The organism is Prevotella sp. P5-64, from assembly GCF_002251285.1.
Taxonomy (GTDB): Bacteria; Bacteroidota; Bacteroidia; order Bacteroidales; family Bacteroidaceae; genus Prevotella.
The window spans coordinates 1-21,755 of sequence record NZ_NPJK01000076.1 but is presented as its reverse complement, the minus strand read 5'-3'; the positions used below and the strand labels follow the sequence as shown (position 1 = coordinate 21,755).

Annotated in this window: 19 protein-coding genes and 5 pseudogenes; 10 read left to right on the top strand and 14 right to left on the bottom strand. The window is 50.2% G+C overall.

The window, feature by feature from the left end:
* Position 1: 1 nt before the first annotated feature.
* The 4 genes from CIK87_RS13105 to CIK87_RS13090 all read left to right on the top strand — a co-directional run bounded on the left by CIK87_RS13105 (position 2) and on the right by CIK87_RS13090 (position 4,091).
* Entirely contained in the window at positions 2 to 1,732 is a 1,731-nt protein-coding gene (locus tag CIK87_RS13105; RefSeq protein ID WP_094387536.1) for an MAG1210 family protein, read from the top strand.
* 32 nt (positions 1,733 to 1,764) lie between these two features.
* On the top strand, positions 1,765 to 2,406 hold the full coding sequence (locus tag CIK87_RS13100) for a YwqG family protein (RefSeq protein ID WP_094387535.1): 642 nt from the start codon (positions 1,765 to 1,767) through the stop codon (positions 2,404 to 2,406).
* Between the two features lie 110 nt (positions 2,407 to 2,516).
* On the top strand, positions 2,517 to 3,512 hold the full coding sequence (locus CIK87_RS13095) for an ORF6N domain-containing protein (RefSeq protein WP_022310912.1): 996 nt from the start codon (positions 2,517 to 2,519) through the stop codon (positions 3,510 to 3,512).
* Positions 3,513 to 3,725: 213 nt separating this feature from the next.
* Complete coding sequence (locus CIK87_RS13090; protein ID WP_144008228.1) at positions 3,726 to 4,091, top strand: metallophosphoesterase; 366 nt, start codon at positions 3,726 to 3,728, stop codon at positions 4,089 to 4,091.
* A 127-nt stretch (positions 4,092 to 4,218) separates the two neighbouring features.
* On the opposite strand, the gene CIK87_RS14145 is transcribed toward CIK87_RS13090, so the two are convergent.
* From CIK87_RS14145 to CIK87_RS13065, 6 genes are all read right to left on the bottom strand, one after another.
* The gene (locus CIK87_RS14145; protein WP_144008227.1) at positions 4,219 to 4,482 is read right to left on the bottom strand and encodes a hypothetical protein; all 264 of its coding nucleotides are present in this window, start codon (positions 4,480 to 4,482) and stop codon (positions 4,219 to 4,221) included.
* Between the two features lie 332 nt (positions 4,483 to 4,814).
* Positions 4,815 to 5,828: a PCMD domain-containing protein gene (locus CIK87_RS13085; RefSeq protein ID WP_254046564.1), complete on the bottom strand. Its 1,014-nt coding sequence runs from the start codon at positions 5,826 to 5,828 to the stop codon at positions 4,815 to 4,817.
* A 63-nt stretch (positions 5,829 to 5,891) separates the two neighbouring features.
* Positions 5,892 to 7,538: a phosphoethanolamine transferase gene (locus CIK87_RS13080; RefSeq protein WP_158215066.1), complete on the bottom strand. Its 1,647-nt coding sequence runs from the start codon at positions 7,536 to 7,538 to the stop codon at positions 5,892 to 5,894.
* Between the two features lie 46 nt (positions 7,539 to 7,584).
* Complete coding sequence (locus CIK87_RS13075) at positions 7,585 to 8,745, bottom strand: BamA/TamA family outer membrane protein (protein WP_022310908.1); 1,161 nt, start codon at positions 8,743 to 8,745, stop codon at positions 7,585 to 7,587.
* Between the two features lie 214 nt (positions 8,746 to 8,959).
* Positions 8,960 to 9,721, bottom strand: a complete 762-nt coding sequence (locus CIK87_RS13070; protein ID WP_022309537.1) for a LytTR family DNA-binding domain-containing protein — start codon at positions 9,719 to 9,721, stop codon at positions 8,960 to 8,962.
* 12 nt (positions 9,722 to 9,733) lie between these two features.
* The gene (locus CIK87_RS13065) at positions 9,734 to 11,743 is read right to left on the bottom strand and encodes a histidine kinase (protein WP_094387532.1); all 2,010 of its coding nucleotides are present in this window, start codon (positions 11,741 to 11,743) and stop codon (positions 9,734 to 9,736) included.
* A gap of 21 nt (positions 11,744 to 11,764) precedes the next feature.
* Here CIK87_RS13065 and CIK87_RS13060 point away from each other — a divergent pair, with 21 nt between their 5' ends.
* Positions 11,765 to 12,043, top strand: coding sequence for a hypothetical protein (locus tag CIK87_RS13060; protein ID WP_094389274.1), 279 nt, complete (start codon positions 11,765 to 11,767; stop codon positions 12,041 to 12,043).
* 289 nt (positions 12,044 to 12,332) lie between these two features.
* On the opposite strand, the gene CIK87_RS13055 is transcribed toward CIK87_RS13060, so the two are convergent.
* From CIK87_RS13055 to CIK87_RS13045, 3 genes and pseudogenes are all read right to left on the bottom strand, one after another.
* Positions 12,333 to 14,336 (bottom strand): hypothetical protein, encoded by a 2,004-nt coding sequence (locus CIK87_RS13055; protein ID WP_094387530.1) that lies wholly within the window; start codon positions 14,334 to 14,336, stop codon positions 12,333 to 12,335.
* 434 nt (positions 14,337 to 14,770) lie between these two features.
* A pseudogene (locus tag CIK87_RS14695) lies at positions 14,771 to 14,997 on the bottom strand (hypothetical protein); the annotation flags it as partial.
* A 19-nt stretch (positions 14,998 to 15,016) separates the two neighbouring features.
* Entirely contained in the window at positions 15,017 to 15,337 is a 321-nt protein-coding gene (locus tag CIK87_RS13045; RefSeq protein ID WP_094387529.1) for a hypothetical protein, read from the bottom strand.
* Positions 15,338 to 15,519: 182 nt separating this feature from the next.
* Here CIK87_RS13045 and CIK87_RS13040 point away from each other — a divergent pair, with 182 nt between their 5' ends.
* Positions 15,520 to 15,936 carry a Fur family transcriptional regulator gene (locus tag CIK87_RS13040; protein ID WP_022310596.1) on the top strand — a complete coding sequence of 139 codons (417 nt, stop codon included), beginning with the start codon at positions 15,520 to 15,522 and terminating at the stop codon, positions 15,934 to 15,936.
* Positions 15,937 to 15,941: 5 nt separating this feature from the next.
* Positions 15,942 to 16,508 carry a 6-carboxytetrahydropterin synthase gene (locus CIK87_RS13035; protein WP_094387528.1) on the top strand — a complete coding sequence of 189 codons (567 nt, stop codon included), beginning with the start codon at positions 15,942 to 15,944 and terminating at the stop codon, positions 16,506 to 16,508.
* A gap of 85 nt (positions 16,509 to 16,593) precedes the next feature.
* Here the strand turns inward: CIK87_RS13035 and CIK87_RS14690 are convergent, their stop codons facing one another.
* Positions 16,594 to 16,857, bottom strand: a complete 264-nt coding sequence (locus tag CIK87_RS14690) for a tyrosine-type recombinase/integrase (protein WP_256388309.1) — start codon at positions 16,855 to 16,857, stop codon at positions 16,594 to 16,596.
* A 75-nt stretch (positions 16,858 to 16,932) separates the two neighbouring features.
* Here CIK87_RS14690 and CIK87_RS14130 point away from each other — a divergent pair.
* The 3 genes and pseudogenes from CIK87_RS14130 to CIK87_RS13020 form a co-directional block, all read left to right on the top strand.
* Positions 16,933 to 17,091, top strand: a pseudogene (locus tag CIK87_RS14130) (transposase); the annotation flags it as partial.
* A gap of 48 nt (positions 17,092 to 17,139) precedes the next feature.
* Positions 17,140 to 17,352 (top strand): annotated as a pseudogene (locus tag CIK87_RS14685) (hypothetical protein); the annotation flags it as partial.
* A gap of 263 nt (positions 17,353 to 17,615) precedes the next feature.
* Positions 17,616 to 19,304 (top strand): transposase, encoded by a 1,689-nt coding sequence (locus CIK87_RS13020; protein ID WP_094387525.1) that lies wholly within the window; start codon positions 17,616 to 17,618, stop codon positions 19,302 to 19,304.
* A 231-nt stretch (positions 19,305 to 19,535) separates the two neighbouring features.
* Here the strand turns inward: CIK87_RS13020 and CIK87_RS13015 are convergent.
* From CIK87_RS13015 to CIK87_RS14125, 4 genes and pseudogenes are all read right to left on the bottom strand, one after another.
* Positions 19,536 to 19,931: pseudogene (locus tag CIK87_RS13015) on the bottom strand (magnesium chelatase); the annotation flags it as partial.
* Between the two features lie 25 nt (positions 19,932 to 19,956).
* Positions 19,957 to 20,514, bottom strand: coding sequence for a hypothetical protein (locus tag CIK87_RS13010; protein ID WP_094387524.1), 558 nt, complete (start codon positions 20,512 to 20,514; stop codon positions 19,957 to 19,959).
* Positions 20,515 to 20,658: 144 nt separating this feature from the next.
* Positions 20,659 to 21,324, bottom strand: a complete 666-nt coding sequence (locus tag CIK87_RS13005; protein WP_094387523.1) for a hypothetical protein — start codon at positions 21,322 to 21,324, stop codon at positions 20,659 to 20,661.
* Between the two features lie 289 nt (positions 21,325 to 21,613).
* A pseudogene (locus CIK87_RS14125) lies at positions 21,614 to 21,755 on the bottom strand (IS1380 family transposase); the annotation flags it as partial.

Here is a 21,755-nt window from a genome sequence, read left to right as displayed (position 1 = left end):
TATGACAGAGGATATCTATGACCCCCTGGACGAGTATGCAGGCAAGTTCCGTCCGCGCTTTGAGCAGGTAGCCAAGGAGACCTTTGCCCAGCTCGCCCGCGAGGCCAATGTGAACGTGGCTGCCAACCGTGAGACCTGTCGTCTGCTGGATATGACCGAGGACGAACTGGGTTCGGTGAAGTCGAGCATTAACTGGACCACCTTCTTATGCGTCGTCCTCTGGTGCGGACTGGCCGTAGGCGGATGGGTGCTCTACTCCCAGTGGCAGGTGATAGACTCGTGGTATGTGGTGGGCATAGGTCTGGCCATGGTGGTGGCATTGATACTGCTGCTGGCCAAGGTGCATCCCCGACTGTCGCAGCTGAAGGACGAGCGCGACAATCTGCAGGACAAGGCAGAGCAGTACAAGGCTGAGGCGTGGCGCCAGATGGAGCCCCTCAACCGGCTCTACGACTGGGATGTGCTGATGCGCATGATGACCCAGACGGTGCCCAGACTGGAGTTTGACCCTTACTTCACCACCCAGCGGCTCGCCGACCTGCAGGAGATATATGGCTGGGACGGCTCGTTCAACAAGGAGCGCTCGGTCATCTACTCCCACTCCGGACTCATCAACGGCAACCCCTTTGTGCTCTGCCGTACGCGCAAGATGGAGATGGGCAGCAAGACCTATCAGGGCTCGAAGACCATACACTGGACCACCCGTGAGCGAGGGTCGGACGGCAAGATGCAAACCGTGCACCACTCTGAGACCCTCATAGCCACCGTCACCGCGCCCTATCCCGAATACTACGAGAAGACCCGTCTCATCTATGGCAACACGGCTGCCCCCGACCTGAAGTTCTACCGCCAGCAGAGCGGTATGGCCAACCGCGAGGGCTCGCTCTCCTACAAGTGGAAGCGGCGCAAACTGAGAAACAAGGCACGCGACCTGGACAACAGCGACTTTGCCATGCTCACCAATGAGGAGTTTGAGGTGGCCTTTGACACCAGCAACCGCAACAACAACCAGCAATATGCGATGCTTTTCACGCCTCTCGCCCAGTCCAGCATGCTCAAGCTGCTCAGAGACCAGGAGGTGGGATATGGTGATGATTTCGATTTCGGCAAAAACTGCATGATCAATACCATCATCTCTGACCATATCCAGAGCATGGACCTCGACATGGATCCCCGCAGGTATCACAACTACAACTACGACCAGGCCGAGCACGACTTCTATACCCTCAACGCCGGCTACTTCCGTGCCATCTATTTCTGTCTGGCTCCGCTGCTCTGTGTGCCTATGTATCAGCAGATACGCTCGCAGCAGGACATCTATGGCCGCGATATGCAGCGCCGCAGCGCCTTCTGGGAGCACGAGGCGCTGGCCAACTTCTGGGGTCAGGACCGCTTCAAGCATCCTCGCTGTGTGACCGACTGCATCCTGAAGACCCAGTCCAAGAGCGAAGCCGACGGCAATACCCGCGTCACCGTCTTTGCCCATGGCTACCGCGTAGAGAAGCGCGTGACCTATGTGAGCAAGTGGGGCGGCGACGGTCGCACCCATCAGGTGCCTGTCTACTGGGACGAGTATCTGCCCGTGACGGGTCAGGGCAGTATGCACATGCAGGAAGACAACAGCAGCGAAGACCCTGCCACCACCCAGCGCCAGCGTTTGGACCACATAGCCCAGGTGCTCGACCGTGCTGGCATGTCTGTATACCGTCGGCACATCGCCTCGAAGATATAACCCAAGTTTCACCTTATTATATTATACGCGCAATGAAACCTGTAAGACTCAAATTATCTACCGTTGACCAAGCCTTGCCCACCGGCGCATCGCGCTTCTGGGGCAACCCCGACCTTCCACGCGGATTTGACTATCCCATGTACAAGGATTTTGAGGGCGACGACGTGCCCTATGTGTTTGTGTGCCAGCTGGACTTGAGCGAGCTGGCCCAGATGGACACCGAAGGGGTGCTGCCCCACAAGGGACTGCTGTCGTTTTTTGCCAAGATAGACCACTACACGGGCAACTACTTTGACACCGACAGCATAGGCAGCGCCATCAGCGATACCGACGATGTGAGGGTCTTCTACTTTGAAGATACCCGCGACATGGAGCAGGTGGTGCTCATCGACGACGATGATATCCCCATGGCGTTTCATGAGATGAAGATTGAGTGTACGATGGAGGAGAGTATGGAGGACCACTTTGTGATGGCCGAGCCTACCTACCGTGAGTGGGAGACCTGGGACCATCCCTACGAGGACTGGCAGATACTCCTGCAGATAGACTCGTGTGAGGGCAGTGACTTTGCGCTCAACTTCATGGACTGCGGCGTGCTCGACTTTCTGATAGACCCTGCCGACCTCGCCGCCCGCCGCTTCGACCGCGTGCGCGCCATAGTGCTGTCTACCTGAGATACGCAGACATAAGACAAGAGGGTGTTATATAGTGAACCATTTTTTCCTCCCCGTCCGCTGACAGGTGTGGATTAAAAGTGTTATCTTTGCAATAAAGTTGGGAAATAATGGCAAAGAAAGATATAACATCTCATGCGGAGGTCGCTAATGGTGATGTCTGCGATACAGAATGCAAGGCCACAAATAGTGCTCCTGTGGATGGACAGGCAGAGGTGGTGAAGGTGATGACATGCGGTGACCGGCTCAGCATGGACTATGTGCGTTCTCATATTTATACTATACGAGGGGTAAATGTAATGGTCGATGCTGACCTTGCAGCCATGTATGGTGTGGAAACCAAACAGTTGAAACGTCAGGTGAAGCGTAATATAGAACGTTTCCCCGACGACTTCATGTTTGAACTGACATCAGAAGAGTATGAATCTTTAAGGTGCCAAAATGGCACCATAGAGAGCGGTAGGGGGCAGCATTCAAAGTATCTTCCTTTTGTCTTTACTGAGCAGGGAGTCTCCCAGTTGTCGGGTATCTTGAGGAGTGAATATGCTATAGAGGTGAATATCCGCATCATGCGTGCTTTCGTAGCCATGCGTCGCTTCCTCTCGGCCAATGCCGGTATGTTTCAGCGTATAGAGAGGCTGGAACATCATCAGATGCTGACTGACCAGAAGATGGAACAGGTGCTGAAGCGTATGGACGAGCTTGCTCCTGCCATCACTCCTGAACAAGTCTTCGCCACAGGTTGCGTGTGGGACGCTTGGAGCTATGTGTCCCAGCTGGTTCGTAGTGCCAAGCAACGCATCATCCTTATTGATAACTTTGTGGACGAAAGAGTGCTCCTGCTGTTGACCAAGAGGGCTGAAGGGGTTTCGGCAACCATCCACTCTCGCTACACACAGCAATTCCTGTTGGATCTGGAGAAGCACAACGGGCAATACGAGCCGATTGAGTTTGTGCAGACGCCTCACAAATCCCACGACCGTTTCCTTATTATAGATGATGATGTGTATCTCATGGGTGCCAGCATAAAGGACATGGGCACAAGCCTTTGTGCCATAACAAGGCTGGAGATGAAGCCCGACACGATAATGTCATTGTTAAGGTAGGCAGAATTCGACTTTACAACAGAACGGAAACAGCAGATAGAAATCTTTGATATACGAAAGTCAAACGTAAAACAGAAAATTATAAAAAGAGCATTGGTGTGTATTCTCTCTCTTGTGGCTTGCCTTTTGACAGGCGCTCAAGGTAAAGTGCGTAGTTCGAAGTTGGAGAGCATTACGGTTCAGGACGGCTATGTGTATTATTATCTGAGAGGCATGGAGAAGACTTTTACGGTAATGTTCTTGGCTGACACGCATTTTACTATTGAGGATGAACGGGGACGTGAGTTCTATGATAACACCCGACGGATGGGTGGAGCTGCTGTTCAACCTCAGAATTATGGCAAAAGCAATGGGCGGGAACGGGCTCTTTTGCGTTCGTTGGATAAAGCAAAAAAGGAACAGGCTGCGCTGGTCATATTGGGAGGCGACATTGTCAACTTCCCCTCGCTGGCTTCTGTAGAGCATCTCAAAGCCATGCTGGATGCTTCGGGGCTGAATTGGACTTATACGGCAGGCAATCATGATTGGCATTATGAGGGCGAACCAGGAACGTCCTTTGCCCAAAGGGAGAAATGGTAGCAGGCCAACCTGAAGCCTCTCTACCAAGGCCAGAATCCTCTCTATTCTGCTCAGGTCATTAACGGAATCAATTTTGTCACGATTGACAATTCTCTCTTTGAAATCACAGAAGAGCAACTGAAGTTCTTCAAGAAGCAGGTGGAAAGGGGACTTCCTGTGGTGCTTTCCATGCACATCCCTGTTTATGTGCAAGGCCATGATATTGACTATGGATGTGGCAGCCCGCATTGGAACAAGGCAAATGACTGCTATTATGAGATAGAAAGCCGCGAATAGGATCACCTTTCCAATAATAAGGGTTTTCTTCTACTGGTACAGATTTGTCCCACTTATTAATAGGGGCTTGTTCTTCTACCAATTGTTTCTCTTGATTATTATAGGTATCTGTCATAGTCTGAAAATCAAGCATTTCTTCTCGAACTACTTCGGTTTTTTGATTTACTTTCTTTGCTATATACTGTTTTAATGTTCTTGCTTAACTATGGGAGGGGTAGCCCATTATAATTTGAGTGTAAAGATACTAAAATCATAATTGTTTTCAGTGCAAATTGTATACTTTAACGTTCAATTCTTGTAAATATCAGTATAATTGTCAAGCCCATCTACCATAATACCACAAAAATGGCACTCTATAAAGGAATTGAATGGTGACTATTGCCAGCTATATTAAGCCCCAAAACAGTCATTAGGCCGTTTGAGGTGTTATGTTATGACCTATTTGGGTTAATAAGCCATTCTGACATTGTCTACCCATAGCGTGTTGCCGATGGAGCCTATGTAGGCTCCGCCGTGACTGGAGTCAAACTGCAGAATAAGGTGGGTAGGGATGTCGTCGGCGTGTGCCCATCCTATTTCTTTGACAGGCACCATCTTGCCCTTGGAGTTCTTGGCCCACTTGGTGTCATCGCCAGTAATCAGCCCCATGTAAGGTTTGTAGAACGGCTGGTGGGTGATGTCGCCATAGTGGATGGGGAAGGAGGCGTCTTCTACCCATCCGCTGGTGTTGTTGTCAAAGCGCACCACCATGGTGCCCACGCGCTTGGCGTAGAGGTTGCCCTTGGCGTCTTCCCATCGTTTCTGCAGCAGGCAGATGCAGTCGCACATGTCTATGCCTGGCACGGTCTTCACCTTAGAGAAACCTGTCTCCTTGATGCGGTTGGGCTGGCCTGCGAGCTTCACCTTATAATCAAACATCAGCGCCTTGGGTCTTGCCGTGAAGCGCATGCCCGCATCGAGTTTGGCCATGGGGTTGGAGGTAGAGGTGATGGGTTCGAGCATCTGTCCGAGGTAGATGCTTCCGGCAGCCAACACCTTGATATTGACGATACCCAGCACCTTGCACGTCTCGATATGGGTGACGAGCTTGGCGCAATAGCCATGTCCAGGGTGGGTGTCGCGGTAAACTGACTGATTGGTCTTGATGATGCCCGACACCTTGGCCATGACATTGGATGTGCCCCATGGCGAACCAGCCCAGTTGACATAAGGTGTATTTCGCTTCCATGCCTTTGCGGGTGCAATCTCATAGAGTGTCTTCAGTTGTCCGCCGATGATGGCGCTCTCTTTCACTTGGCGTGTGACCCATTGGTTCATATCGCCGTACTTGATGAGTACGGTTTTGGAGTACAGAGCGCTATCGTAGTCTGTCTGTAGCGTGTCTTGTTCACTTCTATAGTCGGCCTTTACCACAACGGCCATTCCCATGATGAGGGTGACTCCAAGAATTATTTTCTTCATACTCTGTTTTCCTTTCATTTTAGAGTTGTCTATGGTTGGCTCGCTCATGGCGACGGGTGCTTGTTATTTCATCCTCTTCTTCATCTGCTCCATGTCGATGGGTTGCATACACGCATCGTAGGTGCGTGGCTGGTTGTGATCGTCGATGAAGAGGCGGGGATGGTCTGTATATGACTGGCTGGCCAACGACAGTGAGTCGTTGCGGTAGCGTGTGGCTACACCGCCCATAGATAGCAGAGTATGAAACACGCTGTTGCTCTCGGCAGGGCGATGCCTGTTGGCGGCAAGGTGTGTCACGATGTCGGCATGGTGCTGCTGGTAGACGGGTGAGGTCCACACCACGAGAGGCACATGGAGCTGCCAGTAGGATGGGAACGGTGAGGCGTGGAGGAAGAGATTGCGATGGTCGTCGAAGATGTCTTCGCCATGGTCTGACGTATACATCATCGCCGCACAGCCGCCTGTACCTTCGAGCGCCGTCATCACCTGGCTGAGCAGCAGGTCGGTATGGCGAATGGTGTTGTCGTAGGCGTTGATGAGCTGCTGTCGGTATGACCGTTTGGCGCCGTCATAATGGTCGGGGGTAAAGATGCGTGCGGCCTTGGGGTAGCGGTCTGCGTAGTTGAAATGAGAGCCATAGGTATGGAGTACCACAAACAGGCGTTGGCCTCGATGTGCTGTCAGTTGTTGCTGCAGTGGTGTCAGCAGATAGGTGTCGTCGGTAGTCTCGGGATGACGGTCGCGCAGGAACAGACAGTAGTCGGCCTGCTCGCCGAGGTAGTCGATCAAGGAGTGGTTGCGCTGTTGGTTGCTCAGAAATACGGTGTGATAACCCGCCTCTCTGAATGCCTGCATGATGCCCTTGGTGTGGTAGAGTATGTCGTAGTTGTCGGCATCGGCCATCGACAACAGGATGGGTACGCTCTTGTGTGTGGTATTGCTTTGGCTCATGTAGTCGGTGAAGACTGTCAGTCCGTGTGCTTTGGACAGTAGTGGGTTGGTAGGTCGGTGGTAGCCATACAGTTGCCAGTTGTCGGCACGGCTGGTCTCGCCGATGACCAGCACCAGCGTCTCAGGCACGGAGTCGGTGAAGGTGTAATGGGCGTGGTAGCTGAAGGATGCCGATGCCGAGGGATAGTCGGTGGTGGCTTTCTGCCGGGTGAGCGCGATGCCAAAGTTGTATACGGCATTGAGAGGGAACAGGTCGGTCGTGGGCGCATAAGGGGTGACTCCCGCGAGTACTGTGGTGATCACTGCTGTGCTTGCGGTGGCTATGAGTGCTGGTCGGCGCTGTCGGCGCAGGAGTGTCTTGTCCAGATATAGGTGTCGCCGCCACAGTATGGCTGCCAGCGTGAGCGTGGGGATATAGATGATTACCACCCATACGATGGCAGGCATCAGTTGTGAGAGCAGTTCGCCCACCTCGCCCGGGTTTGTGGTGACGAGGTTGAGCCACATGTCGACGGCGATAGGTCCGCGCCCATAGAGATAGGTGAGTACCATCTGAAAGGCGCCTAAGAATAGCAGAGGAAAGAGCAGGATGATGGTGCGCCCCACCTTGCGCGAGAGAGTCAGCACCAACCAGTAGGCAGCCAGAGGCGTCACCACATTCAGCAGGCGTCCGCTCCATGAGAGCGACTCGGTAACGGCCAATATCAGGTTGGGAAGGATGAGTACCCCAAGAAATATGAGAAAGAATGTTTTTTTCATAAACATTGGTTTTATTGAGCCTCAAGCCGGGCATCCTGCGCTACCCTTAGAATGCCTCATTGATATTGAATATAAAACCTGTGCCTCTGCGACTGAACCCATAGTCGAGTCGCACGTTGACACCTTTTTTGAACTGCCAGCGGTAACCGATGCCAGCGTTGGGCAGAATCTGTCGGAATCGCAGGCTACTATAGTCGGGAAACACTTCGGCGGCGCCCAACCATACCACCATGCCATTGCGATGCCAGATATGCTGGCGTAGCTCCACTTGGGCGTCGATGATATTCTTGTCGCGATAGCGCCCCTCGTAGTAGCCGCGCATACGATTGCTCGACCCCACATCAGAGAGCATGGGCCAGGGCACGTGGCCTGCCGATTGTCGTGTGTGAAATTCGCCCGCAATGACGGCACCTCTCCAGGCACGGCGATAGGTCGACACTTGCAACTCGCCCGACCAGTAGGTGTCGTTGTTGCCCAGGAATGTAGGGTTGGCTGTGAGGTCGGCCTGGACAAACCAGCCTCGAGAAGCGTTGAGCATGAAGTCGCGCGAGTCAAACGTATAGCTCAATCCCACCGACACGTCGCTCACCGTGAGCGGTTGTCCGGCCAGCAGTTGAGGAGCGCGGTTCTTGAGCTTGTAGGCGTGTACGTATTGGTAACGCACAATGGGACCGAGATAGGTGTAACGGTTGAGCGGCACAAGAAAACGTGCCATCACCTCAAACTTGGTCCGGTTGTACTTGCTCTTGTTGTCGTTGTTGTCGCTCTGCGGAAAGTTAAAGCCCCATAGGTAGGAAGGGAAGGTGTAGACATAGAGTCGGTAGTCGATCCGATAGTGTCTGTGGGGCAGGAAGGTGTTGCCTCGTAGGCCTATCATCAGAAATCCCTTGGTGGAAACGTCGCTATAGAGAGAGGCGTTGGAGAGTTTGAGGGTGCTGTCGGAGCGGTTGGTGGAATAAAGTGCCGATGCCACCAGGCCCACGCCCAGTCCTGTGTCAGAGGCGTAGTGCGGACCGCCAATGATGCCAAAGTCTATCTTCTTATCGGGCTTTGGCTTGTCGGACTCGGAAAAATACTGCAATAGTCGGGCTACCAGACTGCGTTTGGGCTGTATGGCCAATGTGTCGAGTGGGGCTGCAATGCTATCCTGCGCCCAAATCGGGGTGTGGACGGCCAGTAACATTCCTATGATAATCAAAGCCTTCATACTATTGCCATAGAAAACTTTTGCAAAGATAATATTTTTTTTCGTTATACACTTGTATTATCCCAAAAATCGAACAAAGAAGTATGAATTATGTCGTTTATCCCCGGTAATGCCCTTTGATTCGTGGAAAAACATGTCGGCCCTACTTACGATTATGAGCAGCCAAGTCCATGGCTGCCCATAATCGTAAGTAGGATTGCGGATATACTATATATTATAAGGTATAGAAAGCATCCATGAGGTCGCGGCGGTAGTTCTTGCTCACCTTGAGCTCGCGGTTGTCTTCGTAGGGATAGCCCAGTATGCAGGTGTTGTCTTGTATCATCATGATGTGGCTCACGTTGACGATATATCGCTTGTGGATTTGCACAAACGATGGCGAATAACGCAGGATGAAGTCGCTGTTGGTGCGGCTGCGCAGGATGTAGGTGCTGCCGTTGGTGCATACCGCCTCCCAGTGCTTGCCGTCGGCGTCGAAGCGGAAGAATGCCACATCGGCGTCGCGCAGGGCTATGTGCTCGTTCATGGCGTTGACCACGAGTATGCGTGGCTGGCGCTGCTCTGCGGGGCCTGCCGCTTGGGGCAGACTGGCGAGCTTGTCTTCATAGAAGCGGGTCATGGTCTGGGCCAGGTCTTGGGGCGATGGCGGCTTGAGCAGATAGTCGAACGCCTTCTGGCGTATGGCGTCTATCATATACTTGTCGTGGCCGGTGTAGAATACCACCTTGGTGTTGGGGTCTACCTCCTGGTGGAGCAGCTGGCAGAGCTGTATGCCCGTCATGGTGGGCATCTCGACATCGGTGAAGATGAGGTCGGGAGCCAGCTGTATGATTTCTTCTATGGCTGTGTCGGCATCGGTGCTGGTGCCTATCACCTTGACCGAATACTGGCTTTCCAGCATGCGGCGCAGCACTTCGATGGCGTCGCTGTTGTCGTCGACGATGTATACGGAGGTGAGCTGTTTGCGTCCGAACATAGTGTATGGCTGTTATAAGTTATAGTTGTACTCGTCGGGCACCATTATCCATGAGCGGCAGCCCGACATGCCGTTGTCGTCCTTGTAATTGGTCACGCCGAATGTAATCTTCTCGCGGTTGTGGTCGTTGAGTATCTGTATGGTCTGGCGCACTACCTTCATGCCGGTATGCTCGCCCACGCTGCCGGCGGTGAGTCCCACTCCGTTGTCCTTGACCTCGATGCGGGTCATGGTCTGCTCGCGTGTCACGCTGATGTCGAGCAGTCGGGGAGAGTCGGCCTTGAGCGGGCGCAGTCCGTGCTTGATGGCGTTTTCGGCGAATATCTGTATCACCATGGCTGGCAGCCGCACGCGGTCGGCATCCACATCGGGCGCCACGTGGGTGGTGTAGCTGAAGTTGTCGCCCATCTGCTTGGCTTCGATGTTGACGTAGTAGCCCACAAACTCCATCTCCTCGTTGAGGGTGCTCATGAGTGCGTCGGCACGCTCCACGCCTCGGCGCAGCAGCTGGGTGAGGGTGTTGAGGTTGACCTCGTGTCCGTTCATCTGGGCGAGCATCTCGTGGTTGAGCGCATTGTAGATGAAGTGGGGCGATATGCGGTTGCGGGTGTTCTTCATGCGCAGCTTCAGCATCTCCTGGCGTGCCTTCATCTCGCGCATCTGTCGGCGTCGGCGCAGCAGCACGATGGCGAAGCACATGGCGAGGATGACCACTACGGCGAAGAGGAAGAGTCCCCATGCCAGTGCGCCGAGATAGCGCTGGTGGTCTATGATGTGCTGTTGCTCGGCTATCTGCTTGTCGTGGCGGTATCTGAGCATATTGGCATTCATACGCATCTGGATGTTGGCGGTCTGCAGAGAGTCGTTGATGGTGTGCATCTGTCGGTGGGCGGTGTAGGCTTCGTCGTATCGGCCCATCTGCTGGAACACATTCTCCTTGGCCTTGAGCCTCTGCACGATGGCGGCGGGTATCATGTATTGTGGCGTGTCGCTCTCGCGGGCTATGCCCAGCGCCAGGGCGTGATGGCCTTCGAGCATGGCGATGTTCATCTCAGAGGTGTGGGTGTAGTAGAGGCCGATGTCAAAGCCCACCTTGCGGAAGAAGCTGTCGGCCTGGTGTATGGCGACTTTGGCGGGCGCTGCCTTGCCCAGACAGGCATAGGTCTCGCCCAGGTTGGCCTGCACGGTGTAGTAGTCCCACTCTCGCTTGGGGTCGTTCTTGACCAGCTGGGCAGCCTTGAGGAAGTAGGGCAGAGCCCGTCGGTAGTTGTCCTGCAGATAATAGTCATTGCCCCGGTTGTTGTAGTAGATGAAGCGGTCGCCCTGCTGCATGTGGGGCAGCAGTCTGGCTGTGCGCTTCCACCACAGGTCGCTGTTGGTGTAGTCGGCCATGAAGGTATAGGCGGTGCTGATGCCGAGCATCACCACGATGCGTGCGTTGGGATTGGTCTGCATCGAGTCGGCGAGCGCCAGTGCCTGCAGATACGAGTCGGCGCTGAGGTCGAGCCTTCCCATCTGGCGGTAATAGTCGGCCTGGTTGGTCAGCGCGGTGAGTATCTGTTCGCGCTCCTTGTCGGTCTGTCGCAGCAGGGTGATGGCATGGCCGTTGTAGACCTGTGCCGAGTCGGGGCGGCCCAGTATCACGCTGTTGTAGACGCCCTTGCCCAGATACCACTCGGCGCGCAGCTGGTCGGTGGCTTGGTCGTGATGGTCGGCATGGCGGTCGAGATAGGCTCCTATGCGGTCGAGGGTGGCGGTCATCGAGTCTATCTTCATGTCGGTGTAATAAGCCTTGTTGAGGGTGGACAGCCAGAGATAGTAGGTGGTGCTGTCGTCGGCCTCGGCCATCTTCCGGGCGATGGCCTTCATGGCATAGTCGTCGTTGCCGGCGGCGATGGAGTCTTCTATCGCGTGGCGCTGCTGCTGAAACGTGTCGTCGGTATGTCTGCAGTTGCAGGCTGCCAAGAGGAGAGAGGCAGCGATGAGTGATAATAGGTGTATATGTCTTTTCACGTGGTTCATATTCGGCAGATTGAGAGTAAGATGCTACAAGACAGCGACTTGGCGATGGCTCCCGATGGCTCTAAGCGACGGTGCGACGGCTGTCTTAACCATACAAAGTTAGTCATTTATCACAATAGTAAACCTTTTATCCACGATTTTTTTGACCTGCACGGTTATTTTTTCCCTTTTATCCCCGTTTTCGGCCTCTTGTCGGGCTTTTCACCCTTTCAGGGCATAATGCCGGAAAAGGGGGGTTGGCAGGTGTTGCGGTTTTTCGTATATTTGCAGTCACAAGAGTTAATTACAAAAGATGTATGATGTTATCCTATGCAAACACTAACTAATCGGAATATATTTTATCTGAGTTACAAACACGCAAGGACACTATGCTGAATAGTGGGCCTTGCTCTTAAAAAAAACGAATACATAAGGAGTGCAATATGTGGAAACGATGACGTAAGAAAATACTCTCCACGATAATCCTATATTAAATCTCTCCACAGTGTTGTTGACCCATATATGGCTGAGACAGCCACAGGCTTATTTTGTACGAATCTCCAACACGACCACACATTTCTCCCCACATCATTGCACTCCTTATTGTTTGTCACAACCTTATTCTCAACTGCATCTCTATATCGGTCTGCGAGCTGGCGTCTATCTGCTGCAGGCCCGACGATATGTGGTCGCGGTCGAAGTAGTCGGTGGTGGCTGCCTTGAGCGCTATCATCACCCTGCGCGACAGTGTGGCGCGGGCTGTGAGTGCGTAGCGTATGCCGTGGCCGTAGAATGCAGGATTGGCAAACGAGTAGAGCAGTCCGTACTCGTAGCCATAGAGGCGGCTTTCGTAGTCGTCGGTGTCAAAGTAGGAGAGTGTGGCGGAGAGCTGCAGCCAACTGCCGGCGTAGCGTATCTGCTCGGCGGCGCTCCATCCCATGCTGCTCTCGCCCTTGGTGCTGTAGGCCATGCCCATCTGTGTCTTCGAGGTCCATCGTCCGCTCTGTATGCTGAGCGTAGTCTGTGCGCGGTGGGTGGCATAGTCGTCGAGAGCCGTATGGGTGGCATTGTCCTTCTGCCGCAGCTTGATGCGGTAGCGCGTCTGCCATGTGAGCAGCCGACGGCGATACTCTATCTGCACCAGATTGTCAGACGCGTGGGTGGCGAAGGACACGCCGTAGCGGGGCCAGGTGAAGTAGGCATAGTCGGTATAGGCGAGTAGGTTCCAGTGGCGCGCCAGGTGCCAGATGGCAGAGAGGTAGAGTCCGTTCTCATTGCTCACCTGGGTGCCTTCGGCAAACGAGCGGCCCATGAGGGCATGGTAGCGGTAGCTGTAGAAGCGCTGGATGGCTATGAGCGACAGCGACTGGGTGGGGGAGAAGCTGAGGCGGTTGATGGTGGCTATGCCGCCGCCGTCGCCCGTGGCTGTCTCTCCGGAGAAAGCCCACTGGGGTGACAGCCAGCTGTACTCGGCGCCGATATTCCAGAACCTGTCGCCCGTGGGAGCATATCGGCGGTAGAGGGCAGTGGTGTCGGGGCGCAGCAGTCGGTTGTAGCTGTTGTAGACTCCCGTCAGCCCCAGTCGCAGTCCGCCGTGGTGATAAGCCACATTGGCTCCCCATAGCGTCTGGGCGGTGTTGTGGCGTCGGTCTATCTCGCTCTGGGTGCGGTGGTAGCCGCTCTTGAGCAGGGTGGCCACGGTGAGCGAGTCAGAGTTGAGCGTAGCATCGACGAGGCGGTGAGAGGCAAAGAGGGTGGTTTCGATGCGACTGCTCATGTCTATCGTGGCAGCGGCTCCCTGCAGATAGTTGGCTTCCGAGCGCGACGAGTGTCCGCTTATCACGGTACTCTGGCGCCCCAGGCCGTTGAGTGCCGACAGTTTGCCGAAGCTGTAATTGGTGTTCATCACCAGTCCCGACCCTATCCGCAGCCGGTAGCGTCCCACCACCAGTGAGCGCAGCCATCCCCGGTTCTGCAGTTGGATGTAGAAACTGTAATAGTCGTAGCCCATAGAGTTGGGCTGACTGAAGAAGGGTTCGCCCGCGTCCTGCGCGCCCACAAGTCCCACCTTGACATCCTGTCCGTAGTTGAAGGTATATCTCACCCAGTGGCGGTAGGGATAACCCAGATAGCCATGGTCGTCACCGCGCCGTTCGTAGCAGGGCAGTTTGAAGTAGCCCATGGCCTCGTGCTTGCCATATTTCAGGATATTGTCGAGCGAGAACGCTTTCTTGCTGCTCGCCGGTTCACCGAGATAGGCAAAGTATTGCAGGAGTCGCATCCGCCGTTTGTCGGTGATGTCGGCCACCAGCAGCTCGGCCCATGTATGCACCTCGCCCACCTTATCTATATATTCCACCAGCCGCAGATACTCTTCGGGCGTGATAAAGGGCAGCTGTCTGAGTTGCTCGGGAGTAGAGTGATTGAGGTTGATGGGGTTGGCAGCGAGTTCGCACAGCTCGTCGTAGCGCTCGCTGATATCCTCGTTCTCGATGTCTTCTATCAGCCCCGACTGCATCAGATATTCCTCCCAGGGCTGGCGCGACTGGGCAGATATGTGTAGGGTGGCAAGCAGACACAGGGCTGCGATAAGCCATTCTCTTCCGTGTTTCAATAGGCGTGACATCTGTAGTAATGTGGTTTGCAGTAGTTATTATATGTAGAGACTCCATGCGCTGTTCTTCATCTACGGCTGGAGCGGGGAGCGTCGTCGGTTGCCGCATGCCCCTCTGGATGAAGACCGGTCATAGGTTCCCTATGTTTATGTAAGATAATCGCTGTCACAAAGATACTGCTAATTGTTCAGAGAGGAAAACTTATTTGGATAAATTTCAGATAATGTGTAGTCTTGGTTGGCATTTGATGGTAAAAATGGTTATTCCCTCTTAGTTCTATCGCGATTAAACAACTCAGCCATCTGGTTTTGTGTCAGCCATACGGTCTCATTTTCCAGCTTTACATTCCAGCTGCACACTTCCGTCTTCCGAACGGTATATTTCTATCGAATTGCTCATTTAGTCTCAGTTGTGCGTTAGCCCATCCATTGCCTTACAGTCCTCTCTCAGCCCAATCGCCTCTATCGAGGTTGCGGTATCCGATGGCTTCGCTGATGTGCTGCACCTCTACACGTTCTGAGCCATCGAGGTCGGGGCGATGGGCTCGACCGGCTCCACCTTGGAGATGTCCTTGAAGGGTACGGGCGTAATCTTGCATTGGATGTCTATTCGTTCTAAGAAAAGAGGGGCCGCTGATTGTCCCACTTTTTGGCTCGCTCCATGCCATCTAGCACTACGCCTACGATGATTTATCAAGGACATAGGTGAATGGCCATTGTTTATGTTCACGATGTAAAGATAACACTTTTTGTTTAATTAGTCGAGCCTTTTTGATTAGAATTGCTCCATTGTGCATAGACTCTATACATTCCCACATGGGCCAGGTGAATTTCTGATAGACAGAATCTAAGGAATGTATTTCGACGAGGTTGAGTCCGATAACATGTTTTTTGAGGTCTGTATTGCGGTATTGCTTCTTTACGACAGCATAGGCGCGTCCCAGATCCTCAAAAATGTAGGGCGCAACGTCGGCGAAAGGTTCCGATTCAAGACCATCCATAGTGATAATATAACACTCGGGAACCACATCATTATATGTGAACCCCCACCAGTATGCCACTATCTTCGAACAGATAAATAGGTGATGCGGCTTTATTCTTCAAAAAGCAGCAATTTTGTTGATAAAAAAATTGCAAATGCGAAATATTATCATTAACTTTGTTGCATCAAAATACGAGAAGAATGGAAAGTACGGAGATTATAAAGAACGCAGGCCTAAAAATCACTCCGCAACGTAAAGTGGTTTATGAGGTTATGATGGAATTGCGTCATGCTGCCATTGATGAAATAATCAAGTGTGTGCAATCCAAAGATAATGAGATAACCATCTCAACCATCTATCGCATTCTTGATTCGTTTTGCAAGGCTAATCTGTTATCACTTGTGTTCCATCCCGAAGTGGGGAAAAGCTATTATGACATTACCGTGACAGAGCATCACCACATATTCGAGGGAGAGAGCATCTTGGATTATATGGATGAAGAGCTTACGGAATTGATACGACAGTATTTGAAAGAAAAGAATTTTGCATCGGTTGACATTAGCCGAATACAGGTGCAGATAACGATAAATAACCCAAAGTTAAACTCTAAAAAGTAAAAAGTATGAGAAGTATCACGACTTTCGATTTGCAGTATGCACATCGGTTCTATGGCTTCCAAGGCGAAGCCCAGTATCTTCACGGTCACACTGGCACACTGACCATTGAGGTGGAAGATACGGTTGAAGAAGGTGTAAACATGGTGTACCCTTGTAATGAAATCCAAAAGGTGGCATGGAGCCTGTTGAAGAATTTTGACCATGCCTTGGTGCTCCGCGAAGATGACCCTTTGCTTCCTGCCATTCTTGATGTGTATGAAAAGCAAGGCATCAAGAACGGCCATCCGCAAAACAAAATGAAAGGAGAGGCCTTCAAGACAGAATTGGCAACGGCTTACCCCGATGCCCGTCTGGTTGTTACCAAAGAAACCATGACAGTGGAAGGTATGATTAAGATTGTATATGACTTGTTGAAAGACAAACTGAACATCGTTAAAATCACTTTCACAAGCGGTGTGAATGCCGGGTCTGCCGAGTTTACCACAAAGAATAACATCGACCGCTGTCCTCTTTGCGGTGTCGCCCTCAATGCGGATGGAGTATGCCCAAAATGTGGTTATCGGAAAAAATAATCCACGTAAAGCTGCATATAAAATAAAGTAATGATGAAAATATGGGGCTGTGTCGTAATTAAGGTTTACGGCGCAGCCTCGTATTTTACAAGTTAGAAAAATAATTTGAAATTCGGCTAATGGCTTCAACCTTTGTTTCCATAACCACATCGGCATACACCTGTGTTGAATTTATGCTCGTATGTCCGAGCAACTTGCCTACTGTGTACAAGTCACCTCCGGCAGCCAGTGTCAGCACGGCAAATGTGTGACGGCCCGAATGGAAACTGACATTTTTCGTAATCCCTGCATCCGCAGTCATTTTTTTAAGATACCTGTTACATACTCCCAATATAGTCAGTTCAAACACCTTTTGGCTCGGCTTGCATCCGTTTCGCTCAGGTAACCAATGCAAAGCCGATGGGTTTAGAGGGATTATTACCTGTCTGCCTACTATCAGTACTTTTGCGGTCTTGAGGCTTTCAGTATATCTGCACCTTGCGCCTCATCCGAGCTTGTACATTTCCGTCACCGTATCGGAGAGGAGGGCGTGGAGCTTATCCTCAAGGAAAGCATCCACATCAATCTTGCCATGGAGGACAAGAAGAAGGAGGAGGATGACAGGAATAAGGGAAAGGACGGTCATGGACGCAAGAGCGACCATCGTCTGGGACGGAACTTCTACAAGGGTCTTTTCGGAGACTCTATAAATGTCATGCTCGCTGCTGCCGCATATAACCTCAAAAGAGCCATGAGGCTCTTTTTGTGCCTTTTCAAATGGGTCATTAGGAGGCTCATGACAGAGGGACAATGGTCGGTTATCACATATAATGCATTCACATGCGCGCATGTGCGAAGTTTTTAAGGCTCGACTAATTATAGAGAGGCTATCATTCTCGTTTAATTTGTAAATTTTACTGTTTTATAGTGATTATTCTTTATCCTTGCTAAGGGAAGCATCGTGGCATCACAAAGTTTTTTTGGGGGGAGGCTGTCCGAAAACCTATTAGGATAGTGAACAGCTGATAATGGTTACTATTCATTATGCTTGTTATATTTGTTTTAACTTTGTATATTCTTGAAAATCAATCATTTTGCTTATATTTATAGTATATAATTCACTAAAATATGGCATATAAAAAAGGTCAAGATAGACGTCAGAGGGTTCTTTTCCCAGATTGCATTGACGAGTATGTAGAGTCAGACGCCCCGGTTCGCTTGTTTGATGCTTTCGTTGACAGCCTCAAAATGGATGAACTTGAATTTATTCGCAGTACTCCGGCTGAGACTGGCACTCCTGGATATGATCCTCGCGATCTGCTCAAACTCTATATTTATGATTACTTCTATCAGGTACGTTCCTCTCGTAAACTAGCCCGTGAATGCAAGTGTAACGTAGAGGTTATGTGGCTGCTTAACAAGCTGACTCCCGACTTTCGTACAATCTCTGATTTCCGCAAGGATAACAAAAAGGCTATAACTAAAGTATATAAGGAGTTCAACAAGTTCTACATGGGACTGAAGCTCTTCTCCAAGTCATATATCTCCATTGACGGAAACAAGTTCAAGGCTGTAAATGCCAAGGACAACAACCTAACTCTTAACAAACTCGATGATCGAATCAAGCGTCTTGATGAGCATATTTCAATCTACATGGAAGAGCTTGATGCATACGACCATGAAGAAGGGCGCAAGCTCTCAAAAGACGAGTTGCAACGTAAACTCGATGTTTGTAAGGAGCGCAAGGAACGTTATGAGGGCTATTGTGATACTCTTGAAAAGAGTGGCGAAAGTCAGATTTCCCTAACCGACCCAGGCTCCCGACTAATGAAAGCTAACGAAGGCTTTTGTGTCGGCTATAATGTGCAGACCGCCGTTGATGCAGGAAGCCACATGATAGCCGGCTTTCAAGTAACAGACAGTCCTACCGACTATGGTCTAATTACAAGCGTTGCATCAGAGGTGAAAGCCGATTATGGCGTAGAGGTTCTTGAAACTACAGCAGATAAGGGATATGAATGTCCTGAGGATCATGCTGATGCATTGGCTAATGGTATTATACCAAATGTTATACAGCGTGATGGCGGATGCACAGAGCAAGTTCAGTTTAACTACAATGAGGCGACTATAACTGACGCACAGAAGGCAAGCACAAAGCCCGAAGATATGAAGGCTTGCCTTGAAGCAGGTGTTATCCCAGATACATACAAGGATATCCTAACCGATATCCATATCGCAGAAATCAAGGAATACTCATCTGATGTGGCTGATTCTGCAGTACTTCAGATGACACCAGAACAAATGCGTGCTAAGGCTCTTGAGGGATACTTTGTAAGGGATGCCGAACGTAACCTTGCCTATTGTCCTCAAGGGGAAATACTGAGACAGAAGTCAACCAAGAGAAACGGCATGATACGATACTGCAACAAGCTCGCTTGCAAGAAATGCAAGTGTAAGTGTACCGTACAGAAATTCAAGGAGGCTGACTTTGGTAAGGATACCTTGATTAGAACAACCAAAGCAAAGCGTAAGCAACTTAAAGATGAGAACGATGACAAACCGAAACCTCCAAGAACGAAGGTTATAAAGAAAGTTGTTTGTTACATTTTGCATCTCGATCAGAACAAGATGGATAATCGTAAGTGTCTCTCCGAACATCCTTTTGGAACCATGAAGCGGGCACTTGGACAATACTATTTTTTACTGAAAGGCAAACTGAAAGTAATGGCTGAGATGGGTCTATTCTGCCTATCTTACAACCTTCGTCGTGCCATATCCCTCAAAGGGGTGCCAGCACTTATAGCATCTCTTATATAAAGACTATTACCATCGAAAAACACGCATAATTATTACTCATATCGGCTTTTCTTGGCCCTTATGACAATTTGTTTAACATAAACTGAAATTTTAATATGAAAACTTGTATGCCCTTAGATGGGTTTAGGTGAAGTTGCGATAGCGACTCTGCCCTCTGTGATATTCCCCAAACTAATGTTTTCGGACGGACTGGGGGGACGCACGTTCGTGAGGTCCTTAAGGTTCAGCTGACTACCTCTCCGCCCAATCGCCACGGTCGAGGTTGCGGTAGCCTATAGCCTCGGCGAGGTGGTGTTGCTGCACGCTGTCGCTGGCGTCAAGGTCGGCGATGGTGCGCGCCACCTTCAGTATGCGACTGTAGGCGCGTGCAGACAGTGAGAAGCGCTCCATCGCCATGCGTAGGAGGTCCATCCCGGTGTTGTCGGGTTCGGCGTATTGGTGAATCATGCGCTCCGTCATCTGCGCGTTGCAGTGTATGCCTTTGTGTGTGCGATATCGCTCCGCCTGTATGTCGCGTGCCTTGATGACGCGCTGGCGTATGGTGGCACTCGCCTCGCCTGGCGCCGCCTTTGATATGTCTTTGAACGGCACGGGGCTTATCTCGCACTGTATGTCTATGCGGTCTAAGAAAATGCAGACCGCATATTTTATGCTACTTTGATATTGTATCGGATAATTTATCAGCATTTATTGGAAATGCAATAGCATTATGTGAATATGAAATACGTTTAATACTATATGGCTGCTCTAATCCTGGGCAGTATTCGTTGATTTGCCGATTACTGAAAATCTTAATGTCATTGATGATGTTTTTGCTATTCCAGCGTTCAGGCATCAATGTCTTCTCATTATAGAAAATAATTGTGAAGGTTTTGCCAGGTTCCAAGTATTTGACAAAGCAGTATTTCGGCGCAGAAGGATGCCACCAATCCCCTATCATATTGGGGTCGGCACCGATGTCAAAAATAGAGAAGTCTCCTCTGCGCTTCATCAAATATCGTCTAATGGCCTTTCTATGGTCACGCCCATAGTCATTGTTGTCAAGCCATATCCACAAAACCTCATTGTCAGTGTTATCAATTGTAGCTATCAATTGAAGCGTTCTGCAGCTGTCGTTAGTTACTACCACTGTATCTATCTTCAGGTTATATGCCAATGCTGATTGTGAGGTTGTCAGTACAAGCAGCAACAATATTTTTATCGTTCTCATTGTGGTCATGAAATCCTTTTATGTTTTGTAGAGAATATCATAGAGACAATACTATTTTTATTCTCTGCCCCGTCGCCACGGTCAAGACTACGGTAACAAATAGCCTCGCCCACTAATTTATATAATTCGATTAAATCATAATAATTACTTTGCTTTTCTTTTGAAATTCTTGCATGTTTGTGCGTATGATGGTGGGGTGTTTTGAGGAACTCCCATACTCTTAAAGGCTCCACAATGAGCAATTCCATCATTTCTATTAAGCCATGAGAGATTAGTGGTACAATCGAAACAACTCCTTTCAGAAGAATCTTGTGAACTTTCTTGTTCGTCTAATATATGTTGCCGTTGTTCACATTTGGTTTGCTGTCTTCTCAAGTATTCTTTTTGTTTTTGTTCTTCTTTGCGCCTACGTATTAATGTAGCTTGCCTTTCATCTTCCTCTTCATTTTTTATTCGCAGTTCTTTCTCATCAGGTTTGCAAATTCGATATTGTCTATCATTGTTCTTTAGAGTAAGTGGAGACGAAGCATCTTTCTTCCTAACGCCACAGCAGTTATTACTTATTGGGCAAATATCACATTCTGATACTTCAACTACTCTAACTTTCTTGTTTGCCTTGGCATATCTCTCTTCAATACTGTTAAAGTAAGTCTCATTATTTATCCATTTTCTATCGTCTTCTGTTGTAAGAAGAAAATCTTCTAAAGACTCAAGGGTTTGGTTAGACAAATTAATTTCGAGACATGTAAGATTATTATAATCAATAACTTGTTTGTGCTTAACTTTATCTTTAAATGTAAACTCTATCATGAATTGCTTACCTTCCGATGTCGTTGCTATTACATCAGGTTGTTTATCCTCCCTTTCGTAACTACTATCAATCTTGACACTAACAAATTCTATATGTTTGGGATGGAAGATATCATAATCCTAAAATCCGCAACTATCATCCAATACACGATTAAGGGTAGATTTATGAGTCGTTAGTAGCAGCTTTCAGTAAAAAGCAACAGCACAACATCAATATGTAGCCACCATCCCCTTACCCCACGATGCGACTTGAGGTAATACGCAGATTCAAACCGGAAAGAAAGGATTCTTATCCGAATTCTGTTTTGAAGGGTTTTGCATAAGCTCGGTTCTCTGTGTAGATATTCAGCACGTATTGCCTTGCAGTCATGATCCACTTGGCAGGTACGGAGATGAATCTGAAGACAAAAGCCTTTATGCGACTCGTTTTC

What these genes read in the sequence shown, in the direction of transcription:
- CIK87_RS13105 (WP_094387536.1), top strand. Translation starts at nt 2, where the DNA reads ATGACAGAGGATATCTATGACCCCCTGGACGAGTATGCAGGCAAGTTC.
- CIK87_RS13100 (WP_094387535.1), top strand. Translation starts at nt 1,765, where the DNA reads ATGAAACCTGTAAGACTCAAATTATCTACCGTTGACCAAGCCTTGCCC.
- CIK87_RS13095 (WP_022310912.1), top strand. Translation starts at nt 2,517, where the DNA reads ATGGCAAAGAAAGATATAACATCTCATGCGGAGGTCGCTAATGGTGAT.
- CIK87_RS13090 (WP_144008228.1), top strand. Translation starts at nt 3,726, where the DNA reads ATGGAGAAGACTTTTACGGTAATGTTCTTGGCTGACACGCATTTTACT.
- CIK87_RS14145 (WP_144008227.1), bottom strand. Translation starts at nt 4,482, where the DNA reads ATGACAGATACCTATAATAATCAAGAGAAACAATTGGTAGAAGAACAA.
- CIK87_RS13085 (WP_254046564.1), bottom strand. Translation starts at nt 5,828, where the DNA reads ATGAAGAAAATAATTCTTGGAGTCACCCTCATCATGGGAATGGCCGTT.
- CIK87_RS13080 (WP_158215066.1), bottom strand. Translation starts at nt 7,538, where the DNA reads ATGAAAAAAACATTCTTTCTCATATTTCTTGGGGTACTCATCCTTCCC.
- CIK87_RS13075 (WP_022310908.1), bottom strand. Translation starts at nt 8,745, where the DNA reads ATGAAGGCTTTGATTATCATAGGAATGTTACTGGCCGTCCACACCCCG.
- CIK87_RS13070 (WP_022309537.1), bottom strand. Translation starts at nt 9,721, where the DNA reads ATGTTCGGACGCAAACAGCTCACCTCCGTATACATCGTCGACGACAAC.
- CIK87_RS13065 (WP_094387532.1), bottom strand. Translation starts at nt 11,743, where the DNA reads ATGAACCACGTGAAAAGACATATACACCTATTATCACTCATCGCTGCC.
- CIK87_RS13060 (WP_094389274.1), top strand. Translation starts at nt 11,765, where the DNA reads ATGCTACAAGACAGCGACTTGGCGATGGCTCCCGATGGCTCTAAGCGA.
- CIK87_RS13045 (WP_094387529.1), bottom strand. Translation starts at nt 15,337, where the DNA reads ATGGATGGTCTTGAATCGGAACCTTTCGCCGACGTTGCGCCCTACATT.
- CIK87_RS13040 (WP_022310596.1), top strand. Translation starts at nt 15,520, where the DNA reads ATGGAAAGTACGGAGATTATAAAGAACGCAGGCCTAAAAATCACTCCG.
- CIK87_RS13035 (WP_094387528.1), top strand. Translation starts at nt 15,942, where the DNA reads ATGAGAAGTATCACGACTTTCGATTTGCAGTATGCACATCGGTTCTAT.
- CIK87_RS13020 (WP_094387525.1), top strand. Translation starts at nt 17,616, where the DNA reads ATGGCATATAAAAAAGGTCAAGATAGACGTCAGAGGGTTCTTTTCCCA.
- CIK87_RS13010 (WP_094387524.1), bottom strand. Translation starts at nt 20,514, where the DNA reads ATGAGAACGATAAAAATATTGTTGCTGCTTGTACTGACAACCTCACAA.
- CIK87_RS13005 (WP_094387523.1), bottom strand. Translation starts at nt 21,324, where the DNA reads ATGATAGAGTTTACATTTAAAGATAAAGTTAAGCACAAACAAGTTATT.